Origin of the sequence: Paraburkholderia sp. J41, from assembly GCF_905220235.1 — a bacterium.
GTDB lineage: Bacteria > Pseudomonadota > Gammaproteobacteria > Burkholderiales > Burkholderiaceae > Paraburkholderia.
Genome location: NZ_CAJMZE010000013.1, coordinates 37,690 through 62,887 on the forward strand (window position 1 = coordinate 37,690; position 25,198 = coordinate 62,887).

At 66.3% G+C, this 25,198-nt stretch carries 31 protein-coding genes; 13 read left to right on the forward strand and 18 right to left on the reverse strand.

Annotated features, from left to right (window positions below; translation table 11 throughout):
• Positions 1–23 precede the first annotated feature (23 nt).
• Together U5805_RS15535 and U5805_RS15540 are read left to right on the forward strand one after the other, a co-directional pair.
• Positions 24–947, forward strand: a complete 924-nt coding sequence (locus U5805_RS15535; protein WP_322104372.1) for a Ku protein — start codon at positions 24–26, stop codon at positions 945–947.
• A 29-nt stretch (positions 948–976) separates the two neighbouring features.
• On the forward strand, positions 977–1,783 hold the full coding sequence (locus tag U5805_RS15540; RefSeq protein WP_322104507.1) for a tetratricopeptide repeat protein: 807 nt from the start codon (positions 977–979) through the stop codon (positions 1,781–1,783).
• Between the two features lie 145 nt (positions 1,784–1,928).
• On the opposite strand, the gene U5805_RS15545 is transcribed toward U5805_RS15540, so the two are convergent.
• Both U5805_RS15545 and U5805_RS15550 read right to left on the reverse strand, forming a co-directional pair.
• A complete protein-coding gene (locus U5805_RS15545; protein ID WP_322104373.1) occupies positions 1,929–2,324 on the reverse strand; it encodes a hypothetical protein in 396 nt (131 codons plus the stop codon).
• 223 nt (positions 2,325–2,547) lie between these two features.
• Positions 2,548–2,859: a hypothetical protein gene (locus U5805_RS15550; RefSeq protein WP_322104374.1), complete on the reverse strand. Its 312-nt coding sequence runs from the start codon at positions 2,857–2,859 to the stop codon at positions 2,548–2,550.
• 48 nt (positions 2,860–2,907) lie between these two features.
• Here U5805_RS15550 and U5805_RS15555 point away from each other — a divergent pair, with 48 nt between their 5' ends.
• On the forward strand, positions 2,908–3,267 hold the full coding sequence (locus tag U5805_RS15555) for a hypothetical protein (RefSeq protein ID WP_322104375.1): 360 nt from the start codon (positions 2,908–2,910) through the stop codon (positions 3,265–3,267).
• A gap of 263 nt (positions 3,268–3,530) precedes the next feature.
• Positions 3,531–3,851, forward strand: a complete 321-nt coding sequence (locus tag U5805_RS15560; protein ID WP_322104376.1) for a hypothetical protein — start codon at positions 3,531–3,533, stop codon at positions 3,849–3,851.
• Here U5805_RS15560 and U5805_RS15565 read toward each other — a convergent pair.
• The 4 genes from U5805_RS15565 to U5805_RS15580 are packed head-to-tail and all read right to left on the reverse strand — an operon-like array spanning position 3,789 to position 5,138.
• The gene (locus U5805_RS15565) at positions 3,789–4,172 is read right to left on the reverse strand and encodes a VOC family protein (protein ID WP_322104377.1); all 384 of its coding nucleotides are present in this window, start codon (positions 4,170–4,172) and stop codon (positions 3,789–3,791) included. The genes U5805_RS15560 and U5805_RS15565 overlap by 63 nt on opposite strands.
• A gap of 31 nt (positions 4,173–4,203) precedes the next feature.
• Entirely contained in the window at positions 4,204–4,668 is a 465-nt protein-coding gene (locus U5805_RS15570; RefSeq protein WP_322104378.1) for a helix-turn-helix transcriptional regulator, read from the reverse strand.
• Positions 4,669–4,926: a helix-turn-helix transcriptional regulator gene (locus tag U5805_RS15575; RefSeq protein ID WP_322104379.1), complete on the reverse strand. Its 258-nt coding sequence runs from the start codon at positions 4,924–4,926 to the stop codon at positions 4,669–4,671.
• Positions 4,927–4,970: 44 nt separating this feature from the next.
• The gene (locus tag U5805_RS15580; protein WP_322104380.1) at positions 4,971–5,138 is read right to left on the reverse strand and encodes a hypothetical protein; all 168 of its coding nucleotides are present in this window, start codon (positions 5,136–5,138) and stop codon (positions 4,971–4,973) included.
• Between the two features lie 63 nt (positions 5,139–5,201).
• Here U5805_RS15580 and U5805_RS15585 point away from each other — a divergent pair, with 63 nt between their 5' ends.
• The 4 genes from U5805_RS15585 to U5805_RS15600 all read left to right on the forward strand — a co-directional run bounded on the left by U5805_RS15585 (position 5,202) and on the right by U5805_RS15600 (position 9,500).
• Positions 5,202–5,891, forward strand: coding sequence for a YoaK family protein (locus tag U5805_RS15585; protein ID WP_322104381.1), 690 nt, complete (start codon positions 5,202–5,204; stop codon positions 5,889–5,891).
• Between the two features lie 38 nt (positions 5,892–5,929).
• Positions 5,930–7,225: a Gfo/Idh/MocA family oxidoreductase gene (locus U5805_RS15590; RefSeq protein ID WP_322104382.1), complete on the forward strand. Its 1,296-nt coding sequence runs from the start codon at positions 5,930–5,932 to the stop codon at positions 7,223–7,225.
• Entirely contained in the window at positions 7,222–9,036 is a 1,815-nt protein-coding gene (locus U5805_RS15595) for a glycoside hydrolase family 15 protein (RefSeq protein ID WP_322104383.1), read from the forward strand. Before U5805_RS15590 ends, U5805_RS15595 begins: the two co-directional genes overlap by 4 nt.
• Positions 9,037–9,209: 173 nt before the next feature.
• The gene (locus U5805_RS15600) at positions 9,210–9,500 is read left to right on the forward strand and encodes a hypothetical protein (protein WP_322104384.1); all 291 of its coding nucleotides are present in this window, start codon (positions 9,210–9,212) and stop codon (positions 9,498–9,500) included.
• 265 nt (positions 9,501–9,765) lie between these two features.
• Here the strand turns inward: U5805_RS15600 and U5805_RS15605 are convergent, their stop codons facing one another.
• From U5805_RS15605 to U5805_RS15615, 3 genes are all read right to left on the reverse strand, one after another.
• Positions 9,766–10,512, reverse strand: coding sequence for an SDR family NAD(P)-dependent oxidoreductase (locus U5805_RS15605; RefSeq protein ID WP_322104385.1), 747 nt, complete (start codon positions 10,510–10,512; stop codon positions 9,766–9,768).
• Between the two features lie 35 nt (positions 10,513–10,547).
• Positions 10,548–11,414 (reverse strand): alpha/beta hydrolase, encoded by an 867-nt coding sequence (locus tag U5805_RS15610; protein WP_322104386.1) that lies wholly within the window; start codon positions 11,412–11,414, stop codon positions 10,548–10,550.
• 222 nt (positions 11,415–11,636) lie between these two features.
• Positions 11,637–12,386 (reverse strand): glucose 1-dehydrogenase, encoded by a 750-nt coding sequence (locus U5805_RS15615; protein WP_322104387.1) that lies wholly within the window; start codon positions 12,384–12,386, stop codon positions 11,637–11,639.
• A 257-nt stretch (positions 12,387–12,643) separates the two neighbouring features.
• Between U5805_RS15615 and U5805_RS15620 the strand changes: the two genes are divergently transcribed.
• Both U5805_RS15620 and U5805_RS15625 read left to right on the forward strand, forming a co-directional pair.
• Complete coding sequence (locus U5805_RS15620) at positions 12,644–13,528, forward strand: LysR family transcriptional regulator (protein ID WP_322104388.1); 885 nt, start codon at positions 12,644–12,646, stop codon at positions 13,526–13,528.
• 229 nt (positions 13,529–13,757) lie between these two features.
• Positions 13,758–14,171 carry a RidA family protein gene (locus tag U5805_RS15625; RefSeq protein ID WP_322104389.1) on the forward strand — a complete coding sequence of 138 codons (414 nt, stop codon included), beginning with the start codon at positions 13,758–13,760 and terminating at the stop codon, positions 14,169–14,171.
• A 78-nt stretch (positions 14,172–14,249) separates the two neighbouring features.
• Here U5805_RS15625 and speB read toward each other — a convergent pair whose 3' ends face one another.
• The 8 genes from speB to U5805_RS15665 all read right to left on the reverse strand — a co-directional run bounded on the left by speB (position 14,250) and on the right by U5805_RS15665 (position 21,260).
• Positions 14,250–15,182: an agmatinase gene (speB, locus tag U5805_RS15630; RefSeq protein WP_322104390.1), complete on the reverse strand. Its 933-nt coding sequence runs from the start codon at positions 15,180–15,182 to the stop codon at positions 14,250–14,252.
• 33 nt (positions 15,183–15,215) lie between these two features.
• Complete coding sequence (locus U5805_RS31825; RefSeq protein ID WP_415914613.1) at positions 15,216–15,761, reverse strand: cupin domain-containing protein; 546 nt, start codon at positions 15,759–15,761, stop codon at positions 15,216–15,218.
• A gap of 378 nt (positions 15,762–16,139) precedes the next feature.
• Positions 16,140–16,838: an urea carboxylase-associated family protein gene (locus U5805_RS15640; RefSeq protein WP_322104392.1), complete on the reverse strand. Its 699-nt coding sequence runs from the start codon at positions 16,836–16,838 to the stop codon at positions 16,140–16,142.
• 46 nt (positions 16,839–16,884) lie between these two features.
• Positions 16,885–18,150 (reverse strand): M20 family metallo-hydrolase, encoded by a 1,266-nt coding sequence (locus U5805_RS15645; RefSeq protein ID WP_322104393.1) that lies wholly within the window; start codon positions 18,148–18,150, stop codon positions 16,885–16,887.
• The gene (locus U5805_RS15650; protein ID WP_322104394.1) at positions 18,147–19,043 is read right to left on the reverse strand and encodes an amino acid ABC transporter ATP-binding protein; all 897 of its coding nucleotides are present in this window, start codon (positions 19,041–19,043) and stop codon (positions 18,147–18,149) included. The genes U5805_RS15645 and U5805_RS15650 overlap by 4 nt, the downstream gene beginning before the upstream one ends.
• Positions 19,040–19,693, reverse strand: coding sequence for an amino acid ABC transporter permease (locus tag U5805_RS15655; protein ID WP_322104395.1), 654 nt, complete (start codon positions 19,691–19,693; stop codon positions 19,040–19,042). The genes U5805_RS15650 and U5805_RS15655 overlap by 4 nt, the downstream gene beginning before the upstream one ends.
• Before the next feature lie 16 nt (positions 19,694–19,709).
• The gene (locus tag U5805_RS15660; protein ID WP_322104396.1) at positions 19,710–20,372 is read right to left on the reverse strand and encodes an amino acid ABC transporter permease; all 663 of its coding nucleotides are present in this window, start codon (positions 20,370–20,372) and stop codon (positions 19,710–19,712) included.
• A gap of 33 nt (positions 20,373–20,405) precedes the next feature.
• Positions 20,406–21,260, reverse strand: a complete 855-nt coding sequence (locus tag U5805_RS15665; protein ID WP_322104397.1) for a transporter substrate-binding domain-containing protein — start codon at positions 21,258–21,260, stop codon at positions 20,406–20,408.
• 421 nt (positions 21,261–21,681) lie between these two features.
• On the opposite strand from U5805_RS15665, the gene U5805_RS15670 reads away from it, so the two are divergent.
• Positions 21,682–22,140: an amidohydrolase family protein gene (locus U5805_RS15670; protein ID WP_322104398.1), complete on the forward strand. Its 459-nt coding sequence runs from the start codon at positions 21,682–21,684 to the stop codon at positions 22,138–22,140.
• A gap of 39 nt (positions 22,141–22,179) precedes the next feature.
• Here U5805_RS15670 and U5805_RS15675 read toward each other — a convergent pair whose 3' ends face one another.
• Entirely contained in the window at positions 22,180–22,953 is a 774-nt protein-coding gene (locus U5805_RS15675; RefSeq protein WP_322104399.1) for a GntR family transcriptional regulator, read from the reverse strand.
• A gap of 57 nt (positions 22,954–23,010) precedes the next feature.
• Between U5805_RS15675 and U5805_RS15680 the strand changes: the two genes are divergently transcribed.
• Positions 23,011–23,742, forward strand: a complete 732-nt coding sequence (locus U5805_RS15680; RefSeq protein WP_322104400.1) for an enoyl-CoA hydratase/isomerase family protein — start codon at positions 23,011–23,013, stop codon at positions 23,740–23,742.
• Between the two features lie 34 nt (positions 23,743–23,776).
• On the forward strand, positions 23,777–25,183 hold the full coding sequence (locus U5805_RS15685) for an MFS transporter (protein WP_322104401.1): 1,407 nt from the start codon (positions 23,777–23,779) through the stop codon (positions 25,181–25,183).
• Positions 25,184–25,198 lie beyond the last annotated feature (15 nt).

The following is a 25,198-nucleotide window of genomic DNA, read 5'->3' on the forward strand; positions in this document are numbered from 1 at the left end:
CACTTTGCGCAAGGAGACCGTCCATGGCCGCCCGCTCCATTGCCTCCCTGTCGCTCTCGTTTGGGCTCGTTTCGATCCCGGTGAAGCTGTACACCGCGACGGAAAGTTCGTCCGACGTGCGATTTCATCTGCTCGCGCCCGACGGCTCGCGCGTCAAACAGCAGTACATCTCCGAAAAAACGGGGAAAGTGGTCGAGCGCGCCAGCATGAACAAGGGCTACGAATTCGAGCGGGATCAGTTCGTGGTGTTCACGGGCGAAGAGTTGAAGGCGCTCGAGGACGGCGCGAGCCATGTCGTCGAAATCGTCGCTTTTATTCCGTCGGCGGCCATCAACCCCGTTTTCTACGACCGGGCGTATTACATCGCGCCGGACAAGCGCGGCGCCAAACCCTACAGCCTGTTGCAGCAGGCGCTCGCGCAAAGCGGCCGGTGCGCGCTGGCGAAATGGGCGTCGAAGGGGAAAACCCGCATCGTCCAGGTGCGTCCCGAAGAAGACGGTCTCGTTTTCCAGCAACTGCTTTATGCCGACGAAGTGCGCTCGCTGGCCGACCTCAATATCGAACGCGTGCAAGTTTCGGATAACGAACTAAAACTCGCCATGCAGATCATCGAACAAGGCGCGCAGGACGACTACGACCCGGCCGCCTACGAGGACGAAGAGAAGAAACGCATTCTCGCCGCCATCGACGAGAAGATCGAGGGCAAGCAGGTCGTGACGCACGAGCCGGTGGAGAGCGCGGGCGGAGGGCAGGTCATCGACCTCATGGATGCCTTGCGCGCGAGCCTGAAAGGTAGCGGCGCGAAACCGAAGCCCGCTTCCGCGCCAAGGCGCAAGACCGTCGAGCCGGTCGCGGAGCTGCCCGTGGCGCCGAAAACGCGCAAGCCGGCCGCGCGCGCGGCGAGATCTGCGGCGCAAGACTCACCGAAGGTCCGGGCACGCAAGTGACGCCCGAAGTCACAACGCGCGAGATCACGATGCGCGAGTTGCAGTCCATGCTGGGCGTGTCGCGCAGCGTGGTCATGGGCCTGATTACCGCGGGATTCGTGACGCCGGCTCGCGGGCCGCGCAATGCCTATCGTTTCGCGTTTCAGGACGTCGTGCTGCTGCGAACCGCGCTGATCTTGAGAGAGGCGAACATTCCGCCGCGCAAGATTGTTTCCGCGCTGTCGCGGCTGCGTGAAGAACTGCCCGACGACTTGCCGCTCACGGGAATGCGCGTGTCGGCGGTGGGCAGCGAAGTGGCGGTGCGCACGGGGCCGGCGCAGTGGAATGCGCTGACCGGGCAGTTGCTGCTCGACTTCGAGGTCGCCGAGATCAGGGGCGATGTTGTCTTTCTCGATTCGAAACCCGCGCGCAAGAACGTCGCGAATCAGGCGGACGAGTGGTACGAGCTGGCCGAGCAACTGCTCGCGTCCGACCCCGGCGGCGCGGAACACGCTTACCGGCGGGCGATCGCGCTCTCGCCGCAACCGTTTTATGCAGCCTATGTCGATCTGGGCGCGCTATTGTGCGAAATGGAGGCGCGGTGCAAGGACGCCCTGCATGTGCTCGACGAAGCGTTGGCGCATTTCCCTGAGGACAGCGTGCTGCACTTCAATCGCGCCGTGGCGCTCGAAGAACTGGGCCGCCTGCGCGAAGCGGAAGCGAGTTACGTGCGATGCCTCGAATTGAATCCGTCGTATGCGGACGCGCATCACAATCTCGCCATCCTGCTCGAAAAACGCGGCGATTCGCAGGGTTTGGTGCGGCACCTCAATGCTTACCGCAGGTTGACCGTCTAAAGCCGTGTCTGAGATCGCTTCTGCCGATGCGGCCCAGCGCGGCCCTATGCAGTTTCGATCGGACCCTCTGCGTGTGCTCTTTTCGACGTCGGCGAGCCCGCGCCCCGCAAGGCGACGCCGCCTTCAGGCGCGGAATTTTTCTCTCTCAATGGCGCGCGGCAGCCGACTCGACCAGCAGGCTCTCCAGGTGCGACGCGCGGCTTTCCACCACGGTGCGCGCCCATACGAGCGCCGCTTGCTCCGCGTGCCATCGGTCCACGCCGCTAACCGGCGCGGAGCAGACGACGGACGATACGTCGCCGTGCAGGAGATAGTCGAATTTCCTTGAGAAGCGGGCCAGCGCGGTCCAGCGGCCTCCCGTGTTTTCCAACGACACCTGCACAAAAAAGTCTCCTATCAGGTACACAGCACCCTCCGGTCGGGTCGGGCGTGCGGTGCGATCGGCGAAGTCGGCAATGGTTTTCCTTTGCGCAAGCGGGGCGGGGAAGCGTTCGCATCGGCCTTTAACGCAGCGCCGCCGTTGTTCGGCAACCTTCGGCATTCTTCGTCACCGTCTCGCGGTCCGGCATCGCGCGGCAAGAGCGCGCCGACGTAACCCGTCGCGCGGCAAGCGACCATGAAGCGCGTTGCGCGCGCGGGCTCGTGAAGCATTGCAGCGTCGAACGGGCTTGACCGTGTCGTCTAACTGCCGTAACGCGAAATGATGACCGTCGTTTTCGCGGGCGGGCGCGTGGCGGATTCGATTGCGGAGAGCCGGCCAGGCTTCAGGGCTTGCGCCGGGACGCTTTGCTCGCGGGGCGCTTGGGAACGCCGCGCGTTCCCACGGGCGCTTCAAGATCGGAAAGCAAACTGGCGAGCGCGGATTGCAGGTCGTCGCGCCCGAGTTCGTTGAGGATGCGAAGTTTGACGATCGTGCCGAGGTCGCTTTTCCCGTTTCGCCACGCCGAAATCTGGGCGCGCGTCACGCCAAGATGCTCGGCAAGCCGGGCGTCGCTTGAAAACTGGCCGACCTGCTTGAGTTCATCGAATAATGCAAACCAATCCCTTTTCATTTTCCGCCCTTGCGTTCGGCGCATGACGACCCAGACAACTCGGGATTGCGATTTGCGTAACTGCGTTTAGACGTGGGTCGCGCAAACGTTTTAGCGCGCGGCCATTCTCTCACTTTTTCGACCGCAGCGGAGCGCGACATGCCGGACTCTCGCCACACCCTCAAATTCCCCGCGCATCTCGCCGAAAAACCCGTGGATGCGTTGAGCCATGTCGTGCCCGAAAAAGAGATTCTCGCCATGCAAGTCAGTTTGATGCTGGCGATTTACAGCCGCGCCGACGAAGCGCGCGCTCAGGGCAGAAACGACGCGGTGGCCGACGGCTTCCTGCGACTGTTCGTAAATATCATCGACACGCTGGAGGCGAACGGACCCGACGATGCGCAGCATTGCATGGACAAGCTCAAAACCATCATTTCCGCGATCTATACTTGATTACGGGCTATCACGTTTTAGCCACGATCCGGTTTGCGTCGATAAAACCGTACAGGGTTTTTCCGGGCATCATGCATGTCAAATATATTTGACACGAGTCAAAACTTTTAATACGCTTTCATTGCCTTCCGAGGGCATTTAAAAAAAGGAAGAGCGTCCTTGTTCAAGGACGCGACTTCCGTTTTGCATCTGAATAAACGAGGCATTGCGGCCTTATCGAAAACATACGGCGCGGAGCAGCGTACAGCGGCGGGAGACGGGAGATGGAAACCTTTCTTGCGGAGATAAACGCTTCGTTTTCAGTGACTTTCGAAGCCGGTGGAAGAGAGTCGGGAACGCATCGTTTCAGAACGCTTCTTCCTTGCGGCAACGTTGGCCGGTTCAGGGACACGCTGATACGCGAAGCGAAAGCGATCATTGCGGCCATTCACGACGCCAAGGAAGAGAATGTCCGCATTGTCGATCTCGCGGTGCGTAATGCGGAGCGAGTTAGCGGCCCGCTGCGCGCGCGAAGCTTGTTTTCAACGAGCCGGGCGGGAAAACATATTGACGAGATTCCCGTCCGGGTCACGAAGCAGCAATGAGCGATTGCCCCACGGCATCACCGTTGCGGGCATGACAACCTGGGCTTCCGATGCGTTCGTCCCGTTCATGCGCTCGAGTGCGGCGTCCACGTCCTGCACTTCGAATTCGAGGATCGCCGAGCGGTTCGCGGCCGCGACGGCCGCGCCGCCGTTGAAACGTTTAATCAGGTGTTCTGACGAAATTGCCAGCGTGGCGCCTTCGAATCGCATTTCGGCGAATTCATCGGCCAGCCGGACGGCATCGAAACCGGCAAGCCTTTGATAAAACGCGATCAGGCTTTCGAAATTGCGGGTGACAACACGAATCGACGCGAATTTCATAGGAGTTTCCTGGCTAAAAAGGAAACCCAGTCTAGCGGTCCATGCTGTCAAGTTCTGGCAGTATGGTGCGGCTGGCGTCGCGATTGGCCTTGCGCCACTCGCGAAGCAGCGTCGAGCGCCTCCTGGGGTAGCGCGCTTGCATCGGCTCCACGCTCAAAATGCGGTCCGTGCGGAAGTTCCGAAAATCGGCGCGAAGTTCGCACCAGCACATCAGAACGCGGGCCTGGTCGAAATACACCAGCGCGAACGGCCAGACGGTACGTTGCGAGCGCACGCCTCGACTGTCCGCATAAGCGATAGCGAGCTTTCGCTCGGCGCGAACCGCGGCGCGCAACAAGTCGGGCGAAACCTGATGGACCGGTCGCGTCAGCGGCGCACCGATCAGCAACGCCGATTCCTCCAGTTCGCGGCGCAATTCGGCGGGCAGCACGGCGGCAATCTTCGCCAGCGCGCCAAGAGCGCCTTCGGATAAGGTCTTGTCGCCGCGGTCGGCCACTCAGCGCATGCCGAGCACCAGCGCGTCGAGTTCTTCGGAGCGGAACATCATCGGCGGCAGCATGAATCCGGGTTTCATCACGTAGCCCACGCCCGGCGCGCCCTCGATCATCGCGCCCTGCGCTTGCAGGCTGGCGATGTCGCGATAGAGCGTGCGTATGCTCACGCCCAGCTTCTGCGACAAGGTTTGAGCGCTCACCGGGCGCCGATAGCCGCGTAGCACTTGCAGGAGTTGAAGCAGACGTTCGGAGCGTGGCATACGGTTCCTGACTGGGCTGAGCTTGTTGACGCGTTCGTGGGCGATTATGGCGGGCCGGGAGCCGTAACGCCTACGGCATCTTGTCGGAGACATTCGGTCCAGCCGTCGGCGTTCCGTTTTTGTCGATGCGAGATCGTCATCACGCCGTCGATAAAACCGTCGATAAAACCGTCGATGAAGCGCTTTTCAAGCCCGTCCATTCCGTCGGGCATCGCACTTGCAGCACTGCCCTGGCTGCGCCGTCGCGACGCCGCGCCCGCTTACGGAATCCTTTTATGCCACTTCGCCGCGCGCCGCTTTGGCGCTGCCTCGCCGATTCGCCGTTGCCGGTTCTCGCGCTGATCGCACTCGCCGGCAACACCGACGCGCTCGTCATGATGCACGGCAAGCCCTTGCTGGCGGTCTACATGACCGGCGACTCCACGCGCCTCGGCGCGGCGCTGCTGCACGGCGCAGGGAAGGAGGTCGGCGCGCTGCTTTGCCTGATCGCCTGCTTCGTGGCGGGCACGACGCTCGCCGCGTGGCTCGGCGTGCGCGCGCCCGCATGGCGGCCCGCGATCGCGCTGACGCTCACCGCCGCGCTGATCGCGCTCGCGATTCCGCATGCGGGCGACGACTGGCCGCTGCGCTCCACCGCGCTGATCGCCGCCGCAATGGGCGCGCTCAACGAGGCCCGCGCCGACCAGCCCGGCGTCACCTTCATCACCGGCGCGTTGATCAAGGCGGGCCGCGATCTGGCCGTGGGCCGTGCGGGCGCGGCGGCGCGGAGCGTGGCGCGCTGGCTGGCGTGGCTCGCGGGCGCGATCGCGGGCGTGTCGCTCGATGTGCGCTTCGGCACGGGCGCGCTGGTGGCGTTGGCGCTCTGCGCGCTGGCGGGCGCGGCGATGGCGCTGCTGGGCCGCGCGCATCCCACAAGTCCCGCAAGTCCCGCCAATGCCAAAAAGGCCGCTCGAACGCTGTCGTAGCGCCTGCAACGCGCGCGCCCCGCAACCGGAGAAACATCATGTCTGCACAGGATCACGACGACAACATCAACGACGGCAACCCCGGCAACCACGGCAACCACGGCAACCACGGCAACTTCGGCGCAACCGGTCCCGGCACGCCCGGCGGCGCCGCGTTGCCGGTGGCGGGGCGCGCGCAGCCGCCCGCGTCGATCGACGTCGGCGCGGTCGAGAACGGCGCCGTGGTATTCGAAAACTGGCGCGGCGAAGCCGACCGGCCCGAGCCGCCGCCGCCCGCGCCCGCGCCGCCGCGGCGGCGCGTGGGGATGGCCGTGGCGGGCTTGGGGCGTCTTTCGCTCGCGCAGATTCTGCCCGCGCTGGCGCAGTCCAAACATGCGCGGCTCGCGGGCCTGATCTCCGGCAGCCCGGAAAAGGCGCGCGCGGTCGCCGCGCAATACGGTGTCGGCGACAACGCGATCTACGGTTACGGCGACATGGCGCGCCTCGCCGACAATCCCGACATCGAAGCCGTCTATATCGTCACGCCCAATGGCCTGCACCTGGAACACGTCAGCGCTGCCGCCCGCGCGGGAAAACACGTCCTCTGCGAAAAGCCGATGGCGAACACCGCCGCCGAAGCGCGCCGCATGATCGACGTTTGCGCCGCCGCCGGCGTAAAGCTGATGGTGGCGTACCGCTGCCAGTTCGAGGTGTTCAACAGCGAGGCGAAGCGGCTCGTGCAGTCGGGCGAACTGGGCAAGGCGCGCCTTGTCGAGGCCGTGAACGCGCAGGCCCAGGGCCCCGGCGAACAATGGCGGCTCAAGGGAGCGCTGGCGGGCGGCGGCGCGTTGCCCGATATCGGCCTCTATTGCCTCAACGGCGTGCGTCATCTGCTGGGCGAGGAGCCGGTCGAGGTGTACGCGCAAGTCGTCAATCCGCAAGACGACGCGCGCTATCGCGAAGTGGAGGAAACCGTGAGCTTCATGCTGCGTTTTCCGTCGGGCGCCATCGCGAACTGCGCGGCGAGCTACGGCGCGCACGAGTCGAAGGACATGCGCATCCGGCTCGAAGGCGGCTGGATCGATCTGGAGAACGCGTTTGCCTACGCCGGTCAGCGCATGCGGGTGGCGCGGCGCGCGGGCAGCATCGAAGCCGTCGAGGAACGGCGCCTCGCGTTCAAGGATCAGTTCGCGCTGGAGATCGATCATTTTTCGCGTTGCGTGCGCGAGGACCGCGCACCCGCGACCCCCGGCGAAGAAGGCTTGCGCGACCATCTGCTGATGGAAGCCCTGTATCGTTCGGCGCGCGAGGGAAGGCCGGTGCGCGTCGGCGCCGATGGAAGCGCGCAGGAATGAACGCGCGCCATCCAACGGGGGCGCGCGACGCCGAAGGCTTTCTTCCGCTCGATGCCTACGGCGTGCTCGGCGACGGCCGCTCCGTCGCCCTGAGCGGCGCGGACGGCTCGATCGACTGGTGGTGCGTGCCGGGCATCGACTCGCCGCCGCTATTCGACCGTCTGCTCGATGCGCAACAGGGCGGCTGCTACGCGGTCACGCCCGCGGCGCCGTTCGAGGTCGAGCGCCGCTACCGCGAAAGCAGCAACGTGCTGGAGACGATTTTCACCACGGCTTCGGGGCGCGCGATGCTGGTCGAGTCGCTCAACAGCGGCGGCGCGGGCCGCTTGCCGTGGGCGGAACTCGCGCGGCGCATCGTCGGCCTGGAAGGCTCCGTGCGGTTCGACGTGAGGATCGTGTTCGGGCGGCAGGACGATTCGGTCAGCCCGTACGGTTCGCGCATCGGCGGGCGCGACGTGTTTCATGCGGGGCGCGTGCTCGGGCTCTTTCTGCATGGCGCGCGGCTCGTGATCGAGGAACGCTCCGACGCGGGCCTGCGCGCGAGCGTGGCCGTGCGCGAGGGCGAGCGCGAAACGCTGGCGATCGTCGCGGGCAAGGACGAGCCCCTCGTCGTGCCGCCCATCGAGGATATCGACGCCCGTATCGACACCTCGGACGACGCCTGGAGAGCGTGGACCGCCAAGCTGCGCTACGACGGGCCGCATCGGCCGCTGCTGGTGCGCAGCGCGCTCGCGCTCAAGCTGCTGCTCTATTCGCCGAGTGGCGCGATCGCGGCGGCGGGCACCACGTCGCTGCCCGAGCGGATCGGCGGCAACAAGAACTACGACTATCGCTGCGCATGGGTGCGCGACGCGGGCTACACGATCAAGGCATTCTTGCGCATGGGCGCGCAGGAGGAAGCGAAGGCCGCGTTCACGTGGCTGCTCCGGCAGATCGACGCTCACGGGCCGCGCGTGCTGTATTCGCTGTGGGGCGATGTGGTGGACGACGCGCGCGCGACCGGCTTGCCCGGCTATCGCGGCTCGGCGCCCGTGGTGAGCGGCAACGTGGCGACGAACCAGCGGCAGCACGGCGTGTATGGCGATATCTTCGGGACGGCCGCCGTATTCGTGCGCGCCGGCAACATTCTCGATTCGCGCAGCGCCGAAATTCTCTCGCGGCTCGCGGATCAATGCGCCGATCAATGGCGCATCAAGGACGCCGGCATCTGGGAACTCGAGACGCCGCGGCATTACACGAGTTCGAAGCTCAGTGCGTGGCAGGCGCTCGCGCGCGCGGTCGAGCTGGCCGACAGCGGCCAGTTGCCGACCACCTGCCGCGACCGCTGGGCACGGGAGCGCGACCGCATTGCCGCGTGGATCGGCGAGCACGGCTGGTCGGAGCAAAAGGGCGCTTACGTGATGTATCCCGGCAGCGAGCGGATCGACGCTTCGATGGCGCTCGCGACGCGCTTTCGCTTCGACGGGCGCGAGCGCAACGAACGCACGCTCGACGCGATCCAGCGCGAACTGGGCGCGGGCGTGTATCACTATCGCTATTCGGGCGCGGCGCAGGAAGAAGGATGCTTCCTGGCCTGCACGTTCTGGGTGATCGAGGCGCGTGCGCTGCTCGGGCAACGGGACGCCGCCATGGCGGCGTTCGACGCGGTCATCGAAGCGCTTTCTCATGGCGTGGGCGTCTACCCGGAAATGGCGAGCGCCGGGAACGGCGAGTATCTCGGCAACCTGCCGCAAGGACTCACGCACCTCGCGATCATCCAGGCGTTGTCGGCGTTGTCGTCCCAAAATGGAGAAGGCGATGCCGATAACTGATTGCGCGGCGGTTTTTGCACCGCAAGCCGCGCATGGTTTACCTCAATCATGCGACGAGTACGCGTTCCAGACAGGCAACGTTTGGAGCGCGTCATCGTATGAAACCCTTTCCTGTGTTACCGTGAGTGCTCAGAGCCAGCACGACGTTTCAGCCGAACACCAGAGGAATGCTCATGGAATTCAATAATGGCGCCGTACTTGAAGCGCTTCGGCTTGTCTTGTATCGACAGATACCGTGGCACAAGCGCCCGGCCGTTTTCACGGCACTTCGCTCGCAGGGCCTGATCGAAGCCATCGACCAGAAGCCGCCGCTCGGCGCGAAATTCCTTCCGGCACTCCAGATCGCCGTCCTGACCGATAAGGGACAAAGGGAAATCCAGCGGATCGAAGCGTCGATGCATGTTGACGGATGGCTGGACGACGACTACTTCGCGACGTTTCTCGCGGACGTTACGTTCAACTGATTATCGCGTTGCCGCCGCGCTCCACGAGCGCAGCGGACCAGTACGAGTGCGGTTCGTTGCCGGAGAGCGGACGGCAAGCATTGCGCCGCCCGCCGCCAGGCAAGGGCAACGGTCGCGCAGGCGGACGAACCCGCTTTAGCCCGCCGTCTTTCCCGGGGCGCCAGCGATGAGAACGACGGGTCGGTTCATTCGAGACTCCCGTCGGTCAGGCGCACGGCACGGCACGGCATGGCACGTCGCGCTTGCGCGTAGCGCGTTTTAAGCATCAAAGCTTCGATCCGCCATCCACGCGCAATATGTCGCCCGTGACCCAGCGCGCGTCGTCGGAGGCGAGGAACACCGCGGCGCCCGCGATATCGTCGGGCTGCGCCACGCGCTTGAGCGCCTGCATGCCCAGCGTGAAGTCGCGGCCCGCGTCGGTTCTCGCGAAGTTCGACATGTCCGTTTCCACCACGCCGGGCGCGATTGCGTTGACGCGAATGCCGCGCTCGCCAAGCGCGGAGGCGAAATGGCGCACGAGCGTATCGACCGCGCCTTTGGTCGCCGCATACGCGGACAGGTTGTTGACGGACGCGCGCGCCGCCAGCGACGACAGCAGAACGACGCTGCTGCCAACGCCCAGCACAGGCAGCAATTGCTGCACGAGGAAGAACGGCGCACGCACGTTGACGGCGAACAGGTTGTCGAAGTCCTCGATGGTCGTCTCCTCGATCGGGGCGGCCTTCGAAATGCCCGCGTTCGCAACGAGAATGTCGAGCCGTTCGCCCGTCAGTGCGCGCACGCGCTTCGCGAGTTCGTGCGGGCCGTTCGCGTCGCGCAGATCGGCGGCCACCTTGTCGGCCTGTCCGCCCGCGGCGCGGATCGTCGCGACCACTTCTTCGGCGGCCTGCGCCGCATTGCCGTAGTGAACCAGCACGCGCGCGCCGGCCTTGGCGAGCGCGATGGCGGTGGCGCGGCCGATGCCGCGCGAAGCGCCCGTCACGAGCGCGGTCTTGCTTGTCAAAGTGGGCATGATGAAAACTCCAGTGAGCGACGTATGAAGGTGCGTTACGCAGCGGCCGCGCTCGCTTCCGAAAGAAACTGGTCCACGTGCGCGACGAAGCGCGCCGGGTACTGGTACAGCGAGCCGTGATTCGCATCCGGGTAGAGGATCAATTGCGCGTTCGGAATGTGCTGTTGCAGGGTCCACGAATTGATCGAATAGATGATCACGTCGTCGTCGCCGTTGACGACGAGCGTCGGTTGCTTGAGCGCGGCGAGATAGTCGTAAGGGTTCTCGCGCGGCGCGCCCCATTTGGCGAGCGCGGCGAGTTGCGCGGGCGCGACCTTGTCGTCGGCTTCGGGATCGCGATGATCGGTGCGCAAACGGAAACGCTCGATAAAGCCGCGGCCCGCCGCCTGGCTCGCTTCGGAGGGCGCGAAATGCACGCGCAGCCACAGGTCGTCGGGATGCGCGTAGGACGCGGCGAAAATGGCTTGTGCTTGCGGCGTGAGCGTCGCCATGCCTTCGCCGCTGCGCGGGCCGGTGCCGACAAGTATCACCTTGCGCACCCTTCGAGGATTCGCGATGGAGAGTTCCTGCGCGATCAGTCCACCCATCGAAAAACCGAGCACGTCGACCTGTTCCAGGCCGAGCGCTTCGATGAACGCGCCTGCATTGGCGGCCATCTCTTCGATCGACTCCGGCACCTCGCCCGAACTGCTCGAAATCCCGGCGTTGTTGAACAGAATCACTTCGCGGTGTTGCGCGAGCCCGTCGGTGACGGCCGGGTCCCAATGATCCATCGTGCCGGTGAAGTGAATGTTCATCACGAGCGGCACGCCCGTGGGATTGCCGAAGCGGCGGTACGCGAAACGGATGCCGTTGGCCTCGACGAAGCGGGTCGGCGCGCTCTGGTGGGTGTGGCGGGTCATGATCGTTGTCCTTACCGAAAGCCGTTGAAAGTCGTGCAGCGCGATATAGCTCGAACGTATGGGGCGAAGGCGGCTTTCGACGTTTTGCGCCGGCCCTTCGTGCTTCGTATCGCGCTGTCCCGAGAGGTAATGTAGGCGCCGCGCGTCGTCAGGAAAACGACTTTGCAGGCTTCGGGACATGCTTCGCAGGCATGTCTCGCGGGCATGCCGCCGAGGCAGCGCTCACGAGGCCGTGCGGCCGCCGTTCACACGCAGCACCTCGCCGGTCATGAAAGCGGCGGACGCCACGTACAGAATCCCTTCGGCAATTTCGTCCGGCGTGCCCGCGCGTTTGAGCGGCACGGTGTCGAGGAAGGCCGCCTTGCGTTCGGGCGTTTGCGTGAGCCGATCGAGCATCGGCGTTTGCACCGGACCCGGCGCCACCGCATTGACGCGCACGCCGAAGGCGGCCGCTTCGAGCGCGGCCGATTTCGTCAGTCCTTCGACGGCGTGCTTGCTCGCGACATACAGCGACGCACCCGCGGCGCCGCGCGCGCCCATCGTCGACGACACATTGACGATGCTGCCGCTGCGCTGCAAAGCCATCACGCGCAACTGGTGCTTCATCGCGAGCAAGGTGCCGAGCACGTTCGTGTCGAAAACGTCCGCGTAGCGCGCGGAGGTCTGGTCGATCACGGGCGTCGGTTCGCCTTCCGTGCCCGCTGCGTTCACGGCGACGTCGAGCCTCCCGAAGCGCGCGACCGTGCCGTCGATCAGCGCCCGCACGTCATCTTCCACGCGCACGTCGGCGGCAATGAACTGCGCTTGCGCGCCCAGCGAGCGAAGCGTTTGCGCGAGCGCCACGCCTTCGTCGGCGCGCCGCCCCGAAATCGCGACGCGGGCGTTCGCGCGCGCAAAGGCGTGGGCGGCCGCGCGGCCGATGCCGCTCAAGGCGCCCGTTACGAGCGCGGTTTTTCCGGCAAGGTCGTTCATGGCGAAGCTCCGTGGAGTGGGCGCGGCATCGGTCGGCGATAGCCGGCAGACATGGCTGCGAGCGCGCTTGCTTGCGCGCCGGCATCGAGCGATGCGGCTGCTGGCAGGAAATGTAGCCTTCGCTTGCAGGGCGGAAAAAGACTTTGTAGGCTGGCGGGCATGCTTCGCAAGCATGACGGCCGAATCGGGCCGATAGACGAATCAGGCGAATCAGGCGAATCAGGCGAATCAGACGAAGCGGGGAACCAGGAGAAGACATGGAACTGCGTCATCTGCGCTATTTCATAGCCGTGGCGGAAACGGGCAGTCTCACGGTCGCCGCCGGGCAGCGGCTGTACACGTCGCAGCCGTCGCTCAGCCGCCAGATTCGCGATCTCGAGGACGAAGTGCGCGCGGAGCTATTTCGCCGCAGCGCGCGCGGCGTCGAGCTGACGGCGTCCGGCAAGGCGTTTCTGGACCATGCGCGGCTCGCGCTCGCGCAGGTCGATGCGGCCGTGGAAGCGGCGCGCCGCGCCGCGCGGCCGGCCAAACAGGTTTTCGCGCTCGGTTTTCTGACCGGTCAGGAAATGACGTGGCTGCCGCGCGCGATGCAGGTCTTGCGCGACGAGCTGCCCAATATCGACGTGACGATATCGAGCGGCTACTCGCCCGATCTCGCCGACGCCGTCGCGCGCGGCAAGCTCGATCTGGCGTTCGTGCGCTGCGAGCCGGGGCTCGATCTCGACTACCGCGTGGTCCATCGGGAAAAGCTGATCGTGCTGATGCCGAGCGACCATCGGCTGACGGCGAAACCGGCGATCGCGCCGGCGGATCTGCAAGGCGAGACGTTGGTCATGGCGTCGAACAAGGCGCGCGTGCTGCACGACGTGGTCGCGCGCTATCTGCACGAGAACGGGCTGGATTTGAAGCCTGAGCATGGCGTCGACAACCTGGCCATGGCCATGTCGCTCGTCGCTTCGACACGCGGGTTGTCGCTGATGCCCGAGTACGCAAACAACTTGCTGCCGTGGTCGGTGGTAAGCCGCCCGCTGCAAGGCGAGGCGCCCAGCGTCGATCTCGCGATCGGCTACAGCCGTTCGAATGCATCGCCCGTGCTGCAATTGTTTCTCTCGCGAGCGGACGAACTGACGAGCGCCCCGTGAGCGAGGGCGAGTCGCCGCCGCCATGCAAGTGAGTGCGAGCCGAGCGCCAACCCCACGAACGAAACGGCCGCGCAATGCCGGCAGGCGATTCAACGCAAAGCCCCGCTTTGATGCCGGAATTGCACCATTTTGTCGCCGCATCCGTGGCGCGATAAGGACAATCGGGGCTGAAACCAATCTGGCATGGAGCTTGCAAAAAAGGACGCATCGTCCCTTTGGAGTCTTGCCGATGTCTCAGTCGCCCATCGCCTTTCACATGATTGCCGGCGGCCCCACGCCGGTCGCGCCGTTCAGCCACGCAACCGAAGCCGACGGCTTCGTGTTCGTCACAGGGCAGATGCCCGACAGTCCCGGAGCGCCCGGCGTGCTGCCCGAAGGCATCGAAGCCCAGACCGCCAACGTCATGGCCAACCTGCGCACCGTTCTCGCGGGGCTGGGCCTCGATTTCGGCGATGTCGTGGTCGCGCGCGCGTATCTCACGCGCTTCAAGGAAGATTACGCCGCCTTCAACGCCGCTTATCAACGCTATTTCGAACCCGGCCGGTTGCCCGCGCGCACGTGCGTCGGCGTGACGGGGCTCGCTTACGACGCGCTCGTCGAAATCGACTTCATCGCTCGCCGTCGCCCAGAGGCCGACCGCTGATTCACGGCGTCATTGCATTCTCGGGCCGGGCGGGCGCGCGCGGGAGCCGTCGTTCGCGCGCCGCGGCGCGTGGCATCGTCAGCGCCGCGCGAAGAGGCATAACATCTCGTACATCAGCGTCGCCGCCACGAGCGCCGTGTTGCCCGACGGATCGTAAGGCGGCGAGACTTCCACGACGTCGCCGCCCACCCAGTTCAGTCCGTCGAGGCCGCGAAGCAGCGCCAGCGTTTCGCGTGTCGTTAGGCCGCCGATCTCGGGCGTGCCGGTGCCCGGCGTGAACACCGGGTCGAGTCCATCGACGTCGAGCGACAGATACACCGGCGCGTCGCCCACCACGCCGCGGGCCAGCGCGGCCACCTGGGCGGCTCCCAGCGTTTCGAATTCCTCGACGAACACCACGCGCATGCCGTGGTCGATCGAATAGCGCCAGCCTTCGTCGGTGTTCTGCGCGCCGCGGATGCCGATCTGGATCGTGCGGCGAGGATCGAGCAGCCCCGCTTCGACCGCGCGGCGGAACGGCGCGCCGTGCGTGAATTTCGAACCTTGATAGGTGTCCCAGGTATCGGTGTGCGCGTCGATATGAACGAGGGCGAGCGGCTTCCTGGGCGCGATCGCCTGAAAGATCGGATAGGTGATCGAATGATCGCCGCCCGCGATCAGCGCGCGCTTGCCCGCGCGATACACCGGCTCGAAGAAGCGGCGGATGTCGTCGTGCGCGCGTTCGAGATCGTAGAGATGCGCGAACGGCACGTCGCCGATGTCGGCCACGCGGCAGGCTTCGAAAGGATTGAAGCGCGTGACGTGATGGATCGCGCGCATCATGGTCGACATATTGCGGATTTCGCGCGGGCCGAAGCGTGCGCCGGGACGCGCCGTCACGCCGCCGTCGAAGGGAACGCCGGCCAGCGCGATATCGTATTCGGCCGGGTCGCGCGCGAACGGCACGCGCATGAACGTGGGAATGCCCGCGAAGCGCGGCATCTGCATCTGCGAGAGATCGGTCGTGTTCATGGCGCGCGGCCGTCCGGCATTGTCGAGTGCGGGTTAGAAGGTGGGCGGCGTGTTGATCCACAACACGCGCGCGATGGTGTCGCCGGGATTGCGGTAGCTGTGCGGCTCGGTGCTCGGGAAGTAAAACGAGTCGCCCGCCTGAAGCCGCCAGGTCTTTTCGCCGAGCGTGAGTTCGAGTTCGCCTTCGAGCACGTAACCGAGTTCTTCGCCCGCGTGGCTGATCTGCTCGTCGCTGCGCACGTGCGGTTCGAGCACGTGGATATCGCCTTGCAAAAGCCGTCCCGGTCCCGGCACGACAAGGCGTTCCAGCACGATCGCATGCTGGGTGCGCAGGCGCTTGCCGGTGGCCGCGCGCTGTGCGGGAAAGCGCACGGCGGGCCGCTCGCTCGCGCGCTGCACGGGCGAGGGCGGCGCGGCGGGTTCGGACACGAGCGCCGCGACGTTGGTCTCCAGTGCGAGCGCGAGCCGGTGCAGCGTGGCGAGCGAGGGCGTGGCGTGGCCGCCTTCCACTTTCGAAAGCAGGCTTTCCGAGCAGCCCGCCTCGACGGCGAGCGCCTTGAGCGTCATTTGCCTGACCATGCGGGCATGCCGCAGCCGCGTGCCGAGACCGTCGGTGCCGCCCGGCGCGTCCTTCGGATCTTTGGCGTCTTTCGAAGCCTTCGTGCTTCTCGTGCTTTTTGTGCTTCTTGTGCTTCTCGTGCCCTTCGTGCCGGCCGTGCCTTTCTCGGCTTGGGCAGCGTGGGCGGCTTGAGCGGCTTGAGCGGCAACGGCGCGTGCGCCGGCGCGCACCGTGCGCGCGGGCGCCGCTGCCGTTGCGTCACGGCCGCGGGTGGGCGCGGCGGGCGTGCCGGCCTGCGCAGAAGCGGGTTTGGGGTTGGCCACTTGGGATTTTCCGTCGATGGGCGGGTGAACGGGCCAGCGGATCGCGGATCGCGACCCGCCGCGCCGGGCTGCGCATCAAGCCAGCACCGTGAACTCGATCTCGAGCGGGTTGAGCGCGTTGATCGGAATGATATCTTGCGGGCACGCCGACATCACCACCACGCAATCCATCGCCGCCTTGATATCCACGTAATCGCCGGCCTTCGAGACGGGCGGCAGCCAGTCGATCGAATAGTCGGGCTTCACGGGAATGTTCATCCACAGGTTGAACGGCTGCGGCACTTCGCGCGTGCGCAAGCCGATCGCCTTGAGGGCGAGGCGCAGATTGTCGGCGCAATTGTCGTGATAGTGCTCGACGCCCAGATTGCGATAGCGATACAGATCGCACGCGGCGATCAGCGTGTCGTGAACGCCGGGCGACGAGTCGGCCACGAGTTCCGCGATCGGCCGGCGCTGATTGGTCACGAGCGGGTCGCCCGGTTGCGGGATGATCTTGTCGAGATAGGCGCGCGTGTGCTCGAACGAGAGGAATTCGTTCAGATGCTGCGCGTTGAAGATCCACGTGTCGCACACCTGCGTGCCGTGGGGATTCGCAATGCGAATGGTCTGGCCGGCCTTCACGCGCACGGCGCGGCCGCAGCGCGCGGGCACGGTGTAGGTCTTGCCGGGCTCGGGCGTGCCGTCGGCCGAGATCGGTTCGCGCAGCGTGGCGTTGACGCCGGTTTCGTTGCCGTTGTCGTCGGCGAGCGGGGCGGTGGCAGCGGGGAAATTCATCGTCACTCCTGGTGCTTGTGTTGCGGATGGTGGCTGAAATGCACGCTCAGGCGGCTTCGCAGAGCGTGGTGAGACTGTGTGCGAGCGCGCGGGCGCCCAGCACGAGATGTCGCGCGTCGGTGGCTTCGGCCGGGTTGTGGCTGATGCCGCCTTTGCTGGGCACGAACAGCATCGCGCTCGGGCAATGCGCGGCGAGATACATGGCGTCGTGAAAGGCGCCGGACGTGAGCCGCATCGCGCGCGCGCCGAGCGCGCGGCACGCGCCGTCGAGCGTGGCCAGCACGCGCGCGTCGAACGCCACGGGCGCGTGTGCGAACAAAGCCTCGCAGCGCACGCCGTGGCGGCGCGCGAGCGACTGCGCGCGTTCGTCGAAGGCGGCCAGAACGGCGGCGTCGGGATGGCGGAAATCCACCGTGAAGCTCACCGCGCCGGGAATCGTGTTGATCGAGTTCGGTTCGACGCTCCAGCGCCCGAACGTCACGCGCGTGGACTCGCCGCCCAGACGGTGCGCCACGTCGTTCAGGTCGGCGCGCAGCGCGAGGGCGAGCGTCATGGCGTCGCGGCGCAGCGGCATGGGCGTGGTGCCGGCGTGGGCGGCCACGCCCTCGCAGTGCAGCGCGTACCACCGCACGCCCTGAATGCCGTTCACGACGCCAAGCGGCACCTGCGCGCTTTCGAGCAGCGGGCCTTGTTCGATATGCAGTTCGACGAAGGCATGCGCGCGAACGTCGCCGGCGCGCGGCGCGAGATCGGGGAACGCGGCGCGATGCGCGTCGAGCGCGGCGGCCAGCGTGACGCCTTCGGCGTCGCGCGCGTCGCGGTAATGCGCGAGGCGCGCGGGGTCGACGAACGCACTCGAACCCATCGCGCCCGGCGAGAAACGCGTGCCTTCCTCGTTGGTCCACACGACGGCTTCCACGGGGCGGCGCGTGCGCACGCCCGCGTCTTCCAGCGCGGCCAGATACTCCATGCCCGCGAGCACGCCGTAGCAGCCGTCGAGCTTGCCGCCCGAAGGCTGCGTGTCGATATGGCTGCCGGTGAGCACGGGCGCGAGCGTTCCGGTGCCCTCGCGGCGAATGAACAGGTTCGCGCACGCGTCCACGCTCACGCTGCATCCGAGCGCGCGGGCGCGTTCGACGAGATGGCGGCGCGCCTCCACGTCGAGCGGGCCGAGCGCCGGGCGGTTCACGCCGCCGTCGCCGCGCGCGCCAAAGCTCGCCAGCGTTTCGATCGAAGCGAGCAGGCGCGTTTCGCTGACGTGCGCCGCGACGCGAGCGGCGATCTCATGGGTTTCGGAGCGATGCGAGGTCACGATGCGCTCCCCTGGCCGGCGAACGCGGCGGCGGGCGCTTCCGGCGCGGCGGCCGCGACAGTCGCCACAGTCGCGGCACTCGCGGCAGTCGCTTGCGGCGCGCAGGCGAAATCGAGGCTGCGTTCGAGCCACGGCTTGAGAAACTGCTGCAAGCGCGGTGTGCGCGTGTTGCCGAACAACTGCGCGGGCGGCCCCGCTTCGACAATCTGGCCCGCCTCCATGAACACCACCTTGTCGGAAATGCGCGCGGCAAAGCTCATTTCGTGCGTGACCATCACCATGGTCATGCCGTCCTGCGCGAGCGAGCGGATCACGTTGAGCACTTCCTCCACGAGTTCCGGGTCGAGCGCGGACGTGGGCTCGTCGAGCAGCATGACTTCCGGTTCGATGGCCAGCGCGCGGGCAATGCCCACGCGTTGCTGCTGGCCGCCGCTGAGGCTCGCGGGCCACGCTTCGGCCTTGTGCGCCATGCCCACGCGTTCGAGCGCCGCGAGCGCCTTCGCGCGCGCCTCGCGCTTCGCGATCTTGCGCGTGAGCACGAGCGGCGCGGCCACGTTGTCGATCACGCTCATGTGCGGCCAGAGATTGAACTGCTGGAACACCATCGAAACCGGGCGGCGCACTTCGGCGATGCTCGCCTCGCTGTCGCGGTCGCGCGCGCTGCGTCCCGCCGAGCGGTAGCCGAGCAACTGCCCCTTGATCCACACTTCGCCTTCGTCATAGGCTTCGAGAAAATTCATGCAGCGCAGCGCGGTGGTCTTGCCGGAGCCCGAAGGCCCGATCAGCGTGACGATCTCGCCGCGCATCACGTCCAGGTCGATGCCCTTGAGCACGCGGGCCGCGCCGTACGACTTGCCGACGGCGCGCAACTGAAGAATCGGTAGGTCGCTCATGAGGTTTTACGCAGAAAGGGAATGCGGGCGGCGGCGCGGCGCGCGATCAGCGAAACGGCTTGCGTGAGCAGCCAGTAGCTCGCGATCAGCAGCGCGTATGGGCCGAGATAGGAATAGGTCGAGGCGACGATATCGCTTGCCGTCATCGTGAGTTCCGGCACGGTGATGATCGAGGCGACCGCGCTTTCCTTGATGACGAGAATGACCTGATTGGCGATGAGCGGCACGGCGAACGCGAGCGCCTGTGGCAGCTCGATCGTGCGAAACGCGTCGCGCCGGCTCACCCCGAAGGCTTGCGCGGCTTCGAGCTGGCCGCGCGGCACGCTGGCCCACGCCGCGCGGAAGATTTCCGCGAAATAGGCGCTGGCGTAGATCGCCAGCGACACCACCGTGGCTTGCACGGCGCTCATCGTCACGCCAATGATCGGCAATCCGAAATAAGCGATGACGAGCTGCGAAAGATAGGGCGTGCCGCGCACGAGCCAGATAAAGACCGCATAGGGCACGGCAAACGCGCGCCCGGAAAAAAGGCGCAGCGCGTTGAGCGCGAAACCCGCCGCAAGGCCGATCAGCGCGGCAAGCACGCTCACTTCGAGCGTGACGCCCATTGCGACGGCGAAGCGGGGAACGAGGGAAATCAGCGTATCCATGGGCGGCCTTGCGGACTCAAACGCGTTGCGCGGCGCGGCGCGCGTAGGCATGCCCGGCGCAGGCGAGCAGCGAAGTGATGACCAGGTAGAACAGCGCGGCGAGCGTGTAGACCTCGAGCGGCCGATAGCTCGACGACGACAACTGCTGACCCACGCGCATCAGATCCGTCACCGAGATCACGGAGACCACCGCCGACGCCTTGACGATGTCGATCATCTCCGAGACGAGCGCGGGCAGCGTGGCGCGCACCACCTGCGGCACTTCGATATGCCAGAGCACCTGGCGGCGCGTGAGGTTGAAGGTGAGCGCCGCCTCGATCTGGCCCGGCGCGACGGCGCGAAAACCCGCGCCCAGAATCTGCGATTGATAGGCGCCGGTGTTGAGCGAGAGGCCGACGGCGGCGGCCACGATGCCGGGCAATTCGATGCCGAGCGCCGAGGGCACGTAGTAGAACACCAGCAGTTGGGCGAGCACCGGCGTGCCGCGCAGCACGCTGACGTAGACGCTCGCCGCGCCGCGCAGCGAACGGCTGTGGCTCACCGACATCGTGTGGACGAACACGCCGACGAAGAAGCCGCAGCCCACGGCGGCGGCCGAGAGCCAGAGCGTCGTCAGCGCGCCGTTCAGCAATTGCGGCAGATAGCCGGCGCAGCGGGCGAGGAGGTCGGGAGCGTTCATGGTGCCGGTATTTCCGCGAGTGCGGGAAAGCGCTTAGAGCGTGGGCGCGGGCAGCGCGTCGGCGGGCACGACCATGGTCGAGCCGAACCATTTCTCCTGGAGCTTCTTCATGGTGCCGTCCTTGTTGGCGCGCGCGATGCCGTCGCTGAAGAACTTCACGAGCGAAGCGCTGTCCGCGTCCTTGCGCGCGACCCAGGCGAAATAACTCTTCGGTCCGATGGTTTGCGGCAGCACCGTGAATACGCCGGGGCGCGACTTCATGAGCGGCCCGAGATTGGCAACCGATTGCGCCACGGCGTCGAGGCGGCCCACGGCAAGGTCGGCGTAGGCTTCGTCGAAGGCCACGTACTGCTTGATCTGCTTGATGCCGGGGCCGCCCGCGTCCTTGAGCTTCTTGTCGAGCGCGACGAGCGCCTGCAACTGCGCGGAGCCGGTCTGCGAGCCGACGATCTTGCCGTTGAGGTCGTTCGGCGTCTTGATCGAGGTGTCGTTGGCGCGCAGCAGCACGCCGGTCGTGGCGTCGGCAACCGGCAGCGTGAACGCGAAGTGATCGGCGCGGTCCTTGTTGACGGTGACGGCGGTCACGACGATGTCGAAGCGCTTCGCGTCGAGCCCCGGCAGCAAGCCCTGGAACGGCAGATCCAGTTGCTTGACCTTCACGTCGGGCAACGACTTGAGCACGTAGGCCATGAGGTCGGCGTCGTAACCGACGATCTTGCCGTTATCGACGTATTCGAACGGTGCGTAACGCGCTTCGGTGGCGATGGTGATGGCCTTGTCCGACTTGATGCGCGCGAGCACGTCGTCTTGCGCGAGGACGGGCGCGGCGGCGCAAAGCGTGAGAACGCCGCTCAGGGCGACGAGGAGACGACGGGCTGACTGGTGCATGGGGTTCCCTGTGAAAGACCGTGGCGATGACGAAAGTGACCGGATTTATATTCAAGTAACTTGAATGAAATTCACTAAGCATGATGTGTGCCAGTCGTCGAAGGCCGGCGATGCCGGGGTTTTCGGTCACGGGCATGCACTGCGAAGGGGAGAGCGGCCGCCGCCTGCACCGCGAGCGCTGAGAGATGCACCGCGATGCACCGTGACGGGAGTTCGCTCATCTCCTCAAGCTCGGCGCCGACGGAATCGCGCTGCCCGGCAAGACGCGCACGGGCGTGGCGCACTGCCCGCGGAGCAACGGGCGGCCCGGTGCGGCATCGGTGCGCTGACCGGACTGGCGCAAGCGGGCGCAAGCGGGGCGCAAGCGGGCGCGCCGATATCCCTCTGCGTGGACGGCGCGGCACCCAACGAGGCAGCCGACATGATTTCGGAAGCGCATATGACGTGGCTCGCGCAGCGCGCCCGCGCGGGCATGGCGGCACGTCCGGCCTACGAGGGCGAGACGTGCGACGGCGGAACGTGCGAGGGCGGAACGTGCGAGGGCGGGACGTGCGACGGCGGCGCGCACGCGGCGAGCGTGGATGACGTGATCCACTGGGGGACGGCGGGCGGCGCGAACGTGCTGGGCTTGACGGAGCTGGGCCGCATCGCGCCCGGCGCGCCGGCCGATCTCGCGATCTACCGGCTCGACGACCCGCGTTATTTCGGCTTGCACCGCCCCGCCATCGGTCCCGTGGCAAGCGGCGGACGGCCCGTGCTGAAGGCATTGTTCGCGGCGGGCGAGGCCGTGGTCGTCGACGACGCGATTCCGGGGCTCGGCATGGAAGCGCTCGGCCGCGAAGCCCGCGCCGCCGTGCGCGCGCTCATGGCGCAGGCATGAGCGGGACGGCTCCGCCGCAGGCCGCTCGCCCTCGTTTCGTCAGTCGGCGGTGTTTTTCAGTACGTCGATCGCCGCCGCGCAGGCGGCGCGCAATTGCTCGCGCATCAAATCCTGAACCTCGGGCGAACGCGCGACGATCGCGTCGCGAATCCTTTTCGCCATCTCGAACGATGCGCGCATGCGCCCGCCGCGCGCCATTGCAATGCGCCGCAAGCGGCGCACGGGGCCGATCAGGCCCGCGTGATTGTCCTGCAACGTGCGATTGTCGGCAATGGTCATGACGATCGCGTAGTAGCGGTCGAGCGCATCCACGTAAGCCGAGGAATCGTCGGCATCCACGCTCGTTTGCATGGCCGCTATGACGTCGTCGAGCTGCGCCGTGCCGAGCGTCGTGATGCGCTCCGACGCCAGTTGCACCGCGAGGCATTCGAGCGCCGCGCGCACGGTGTAGATTTCCTCGACGTCGCGCAACGTCACCGCGCGCACGAACGCGCCGACGCGCGGCACGATATTCACCAGACCCTCGCGCTCGAGCTGCGCGAAAGCCTCGCGCATGGGCGTGCGGCTCACGTTCAGTTGTTTGGCGACCTGAACCTCGGAAAGCCGGCTTCCCGGCGTCAGCACCCCTTCCACGATCGCCTCCCGCAGCGCGGGCACGACCACGCCTTCGCTCAGGGAATCCGCCGAAGCCGCCACCGCGCGCAGGCGCGTGTGATAGCGCTCTGCGATGCCCTCCAACGTCGGCGCGGCGGCGGGACGGCTTGCCGCCTTGCGGCTTTCCTGTGGTTTGCGAGCAGTTTTTGCAGCAGGCATTGACACCTCGGTGGCTTTATGAATACGCTGTATACAGATTATACACGAGGAGATGTCATGGATCGAGATCCATTGCCGCAGCCTGTTCTGATCGAACGGGGCGATGGCGTACTGAGCTTCACGCTGAATCGCCCCGATCTCGGCAACGAGATTTCGGCTGCCATGTTCGACGCGATGTCGGCCGCGCTGCGCGCCGAAGCGCTGGAGCCGACCGCGCGCGTGCTGCGCATCCGCGCGACTGGCGCGGCGTTCTGCACGGGACGCGAACGCGCGGGCACCGACACCGTTTCCATCCGCAAGGAAGTCGCGCGCCTCATCGAGATGAAGCGGCTCGTGCGCAACACGTCGCTCGTTTCGATCGCGCAGGTGCAGGGCGACGCGCTGGGGTTCGGCTTCGGTCTTGCGATGCTGTGCGACTTCACGCTGGTCGCGTCGACCGCGTCGCTGGCGTTTCCCGAAATGCGCAAGGGCTTGCCGCCCGCCGCGATCATGGCTTACGCGGGCAACTACGCGCTGCCGAAGGCGCTGTTCCCGATGGTGCTGTTCGGCGACGCCGTCACGCCCGACGAGGCGCTGCGCGCGGGACTGATTACGCGAATCTGCGAACGCGACGCGCTGGAAGCGCAAGCCGACGAACTGACACGGCGCATTCTCGCGCTCGACGAGACCGGGGCGCGCCATTGCAAGGCGTTCTTTCAGGCCGCGCAGCAAAGCAGCGTGGAAGAGAACTTCCGCGCCGCCACCGACATGCTCACGGTCAGCGCCTTGCGGCTGATGCAAGGCCGCTGAGGCACACGAACGCGACGACAAGGAGGAGACAACCATGTACGTCAACGCAGGCCCGAGACTGGACCGTTTGCCGATGTCGCCGTTTCACCGCCGCATCATGTGGCTCATCGGCATCGGCATGTTCTTCGACGGCTTCGATATCTACGTCGCATCGACGGTGCTGGGCGCGACGCTGCACAGCGGCTTTTCGACACTCGCGCAGAACGCGCTGTTCGTGTCGGTGACCTTTCTCGGCATGATGCTCGGCTCGCTCGGCACCGGCTTTCTCGGCGACCGTTTCGGGCGGCGCTTCACGTATCAGGCGAACCTGGCGATTTTCGGGCTCGCGTCGCTCGGCGCCGCGCTCGCGCCGAACATGAGCGTGCTGGTCGCGTGCCGCTTCGCCATGGGACTCGGGCTCGGCGCGGAGAACGTCGTCGGTTATTCGACCTTGACGGAATTCGTGCCGCCGGCCAGGCGCGGCAAGCTGCAAGGGTTGATGGCCGTGTTCGTCGTGTCGGGCCTGCCGGTTGCGGGCTTGATCGGACTTTCGGTGATTCCGTTTCTCGGCTGGCGCGCGATGTTCGTGGTCGGCGGCATCGGCGCGCTCGGCGTGTGGTACGCGCGCAAGTCGTTGCCGGAGTCGCCGCGCTGGCTCGAATCGGTCGGCCGCGACGACGAAGCCGAAAGCATCATGACGCGCATCGAAACCGAGGTGATGCAGTCGCGCGGCGGCGAGCCGTTGCCGCCGCCGGTCGTCGTGAAAGCATCGAACCCGGCGCCGATGTCGTTCGGCTCGCTGTTTTCCGGCGCGATGCTTCCGCGCATGATCGTCGGCTGCGTGACGCTCGTGGTCATCAACACGCTGCTTTACGGCTTCGTGACGTGGCTGCCCACTTTCTTCGTCCACCAGGGCATGAGCATTGCAAGGTCGTTCGGCTTCGCGCTCGTGATGTCGCTCGGCGCGCCCATCGGCAGCGGCATCGGCGCGTTGACGGCGGACGCATGGGGGCGCAAGCCCACCATCATCGGCGCGTCGTTCGCGGCCATCGTGTTCGGTGCGATCTACCCGTTCGTTTCCAGCGCGACGTTGCTGCCCGTGATCGGGCTGCTGCTCACGATTCCCATCTACGTGCTCGTCGCGCTGCTGTTCGCCGTCTACGTGCCCGAACTCTTTCCGACGCCGGTGCGGCTGCGCGCCTCCGGCATCTGCAACACGCTCGGGCGCGGCGCGACCATCGTCACGCCGTTCATCGTGGTGGCGCTGTTCGCGCAGCACGGCATCGTCGGCGTGCTGGCGATGATGATCGGCCTGCTCGCCGTCCAGATCGTCGTGGTGGCGTGGCTGGGCGTGGAGCCGACCGGCGAGCGTCTCGAAGACCTTCAACCCGGCGCCGCCCGCACGGACGATGCACACGATGCGCGCGACGCAGGCCGCGCGCACGCTTCACCTTCGAAATAACCGCATTCAAGGAAC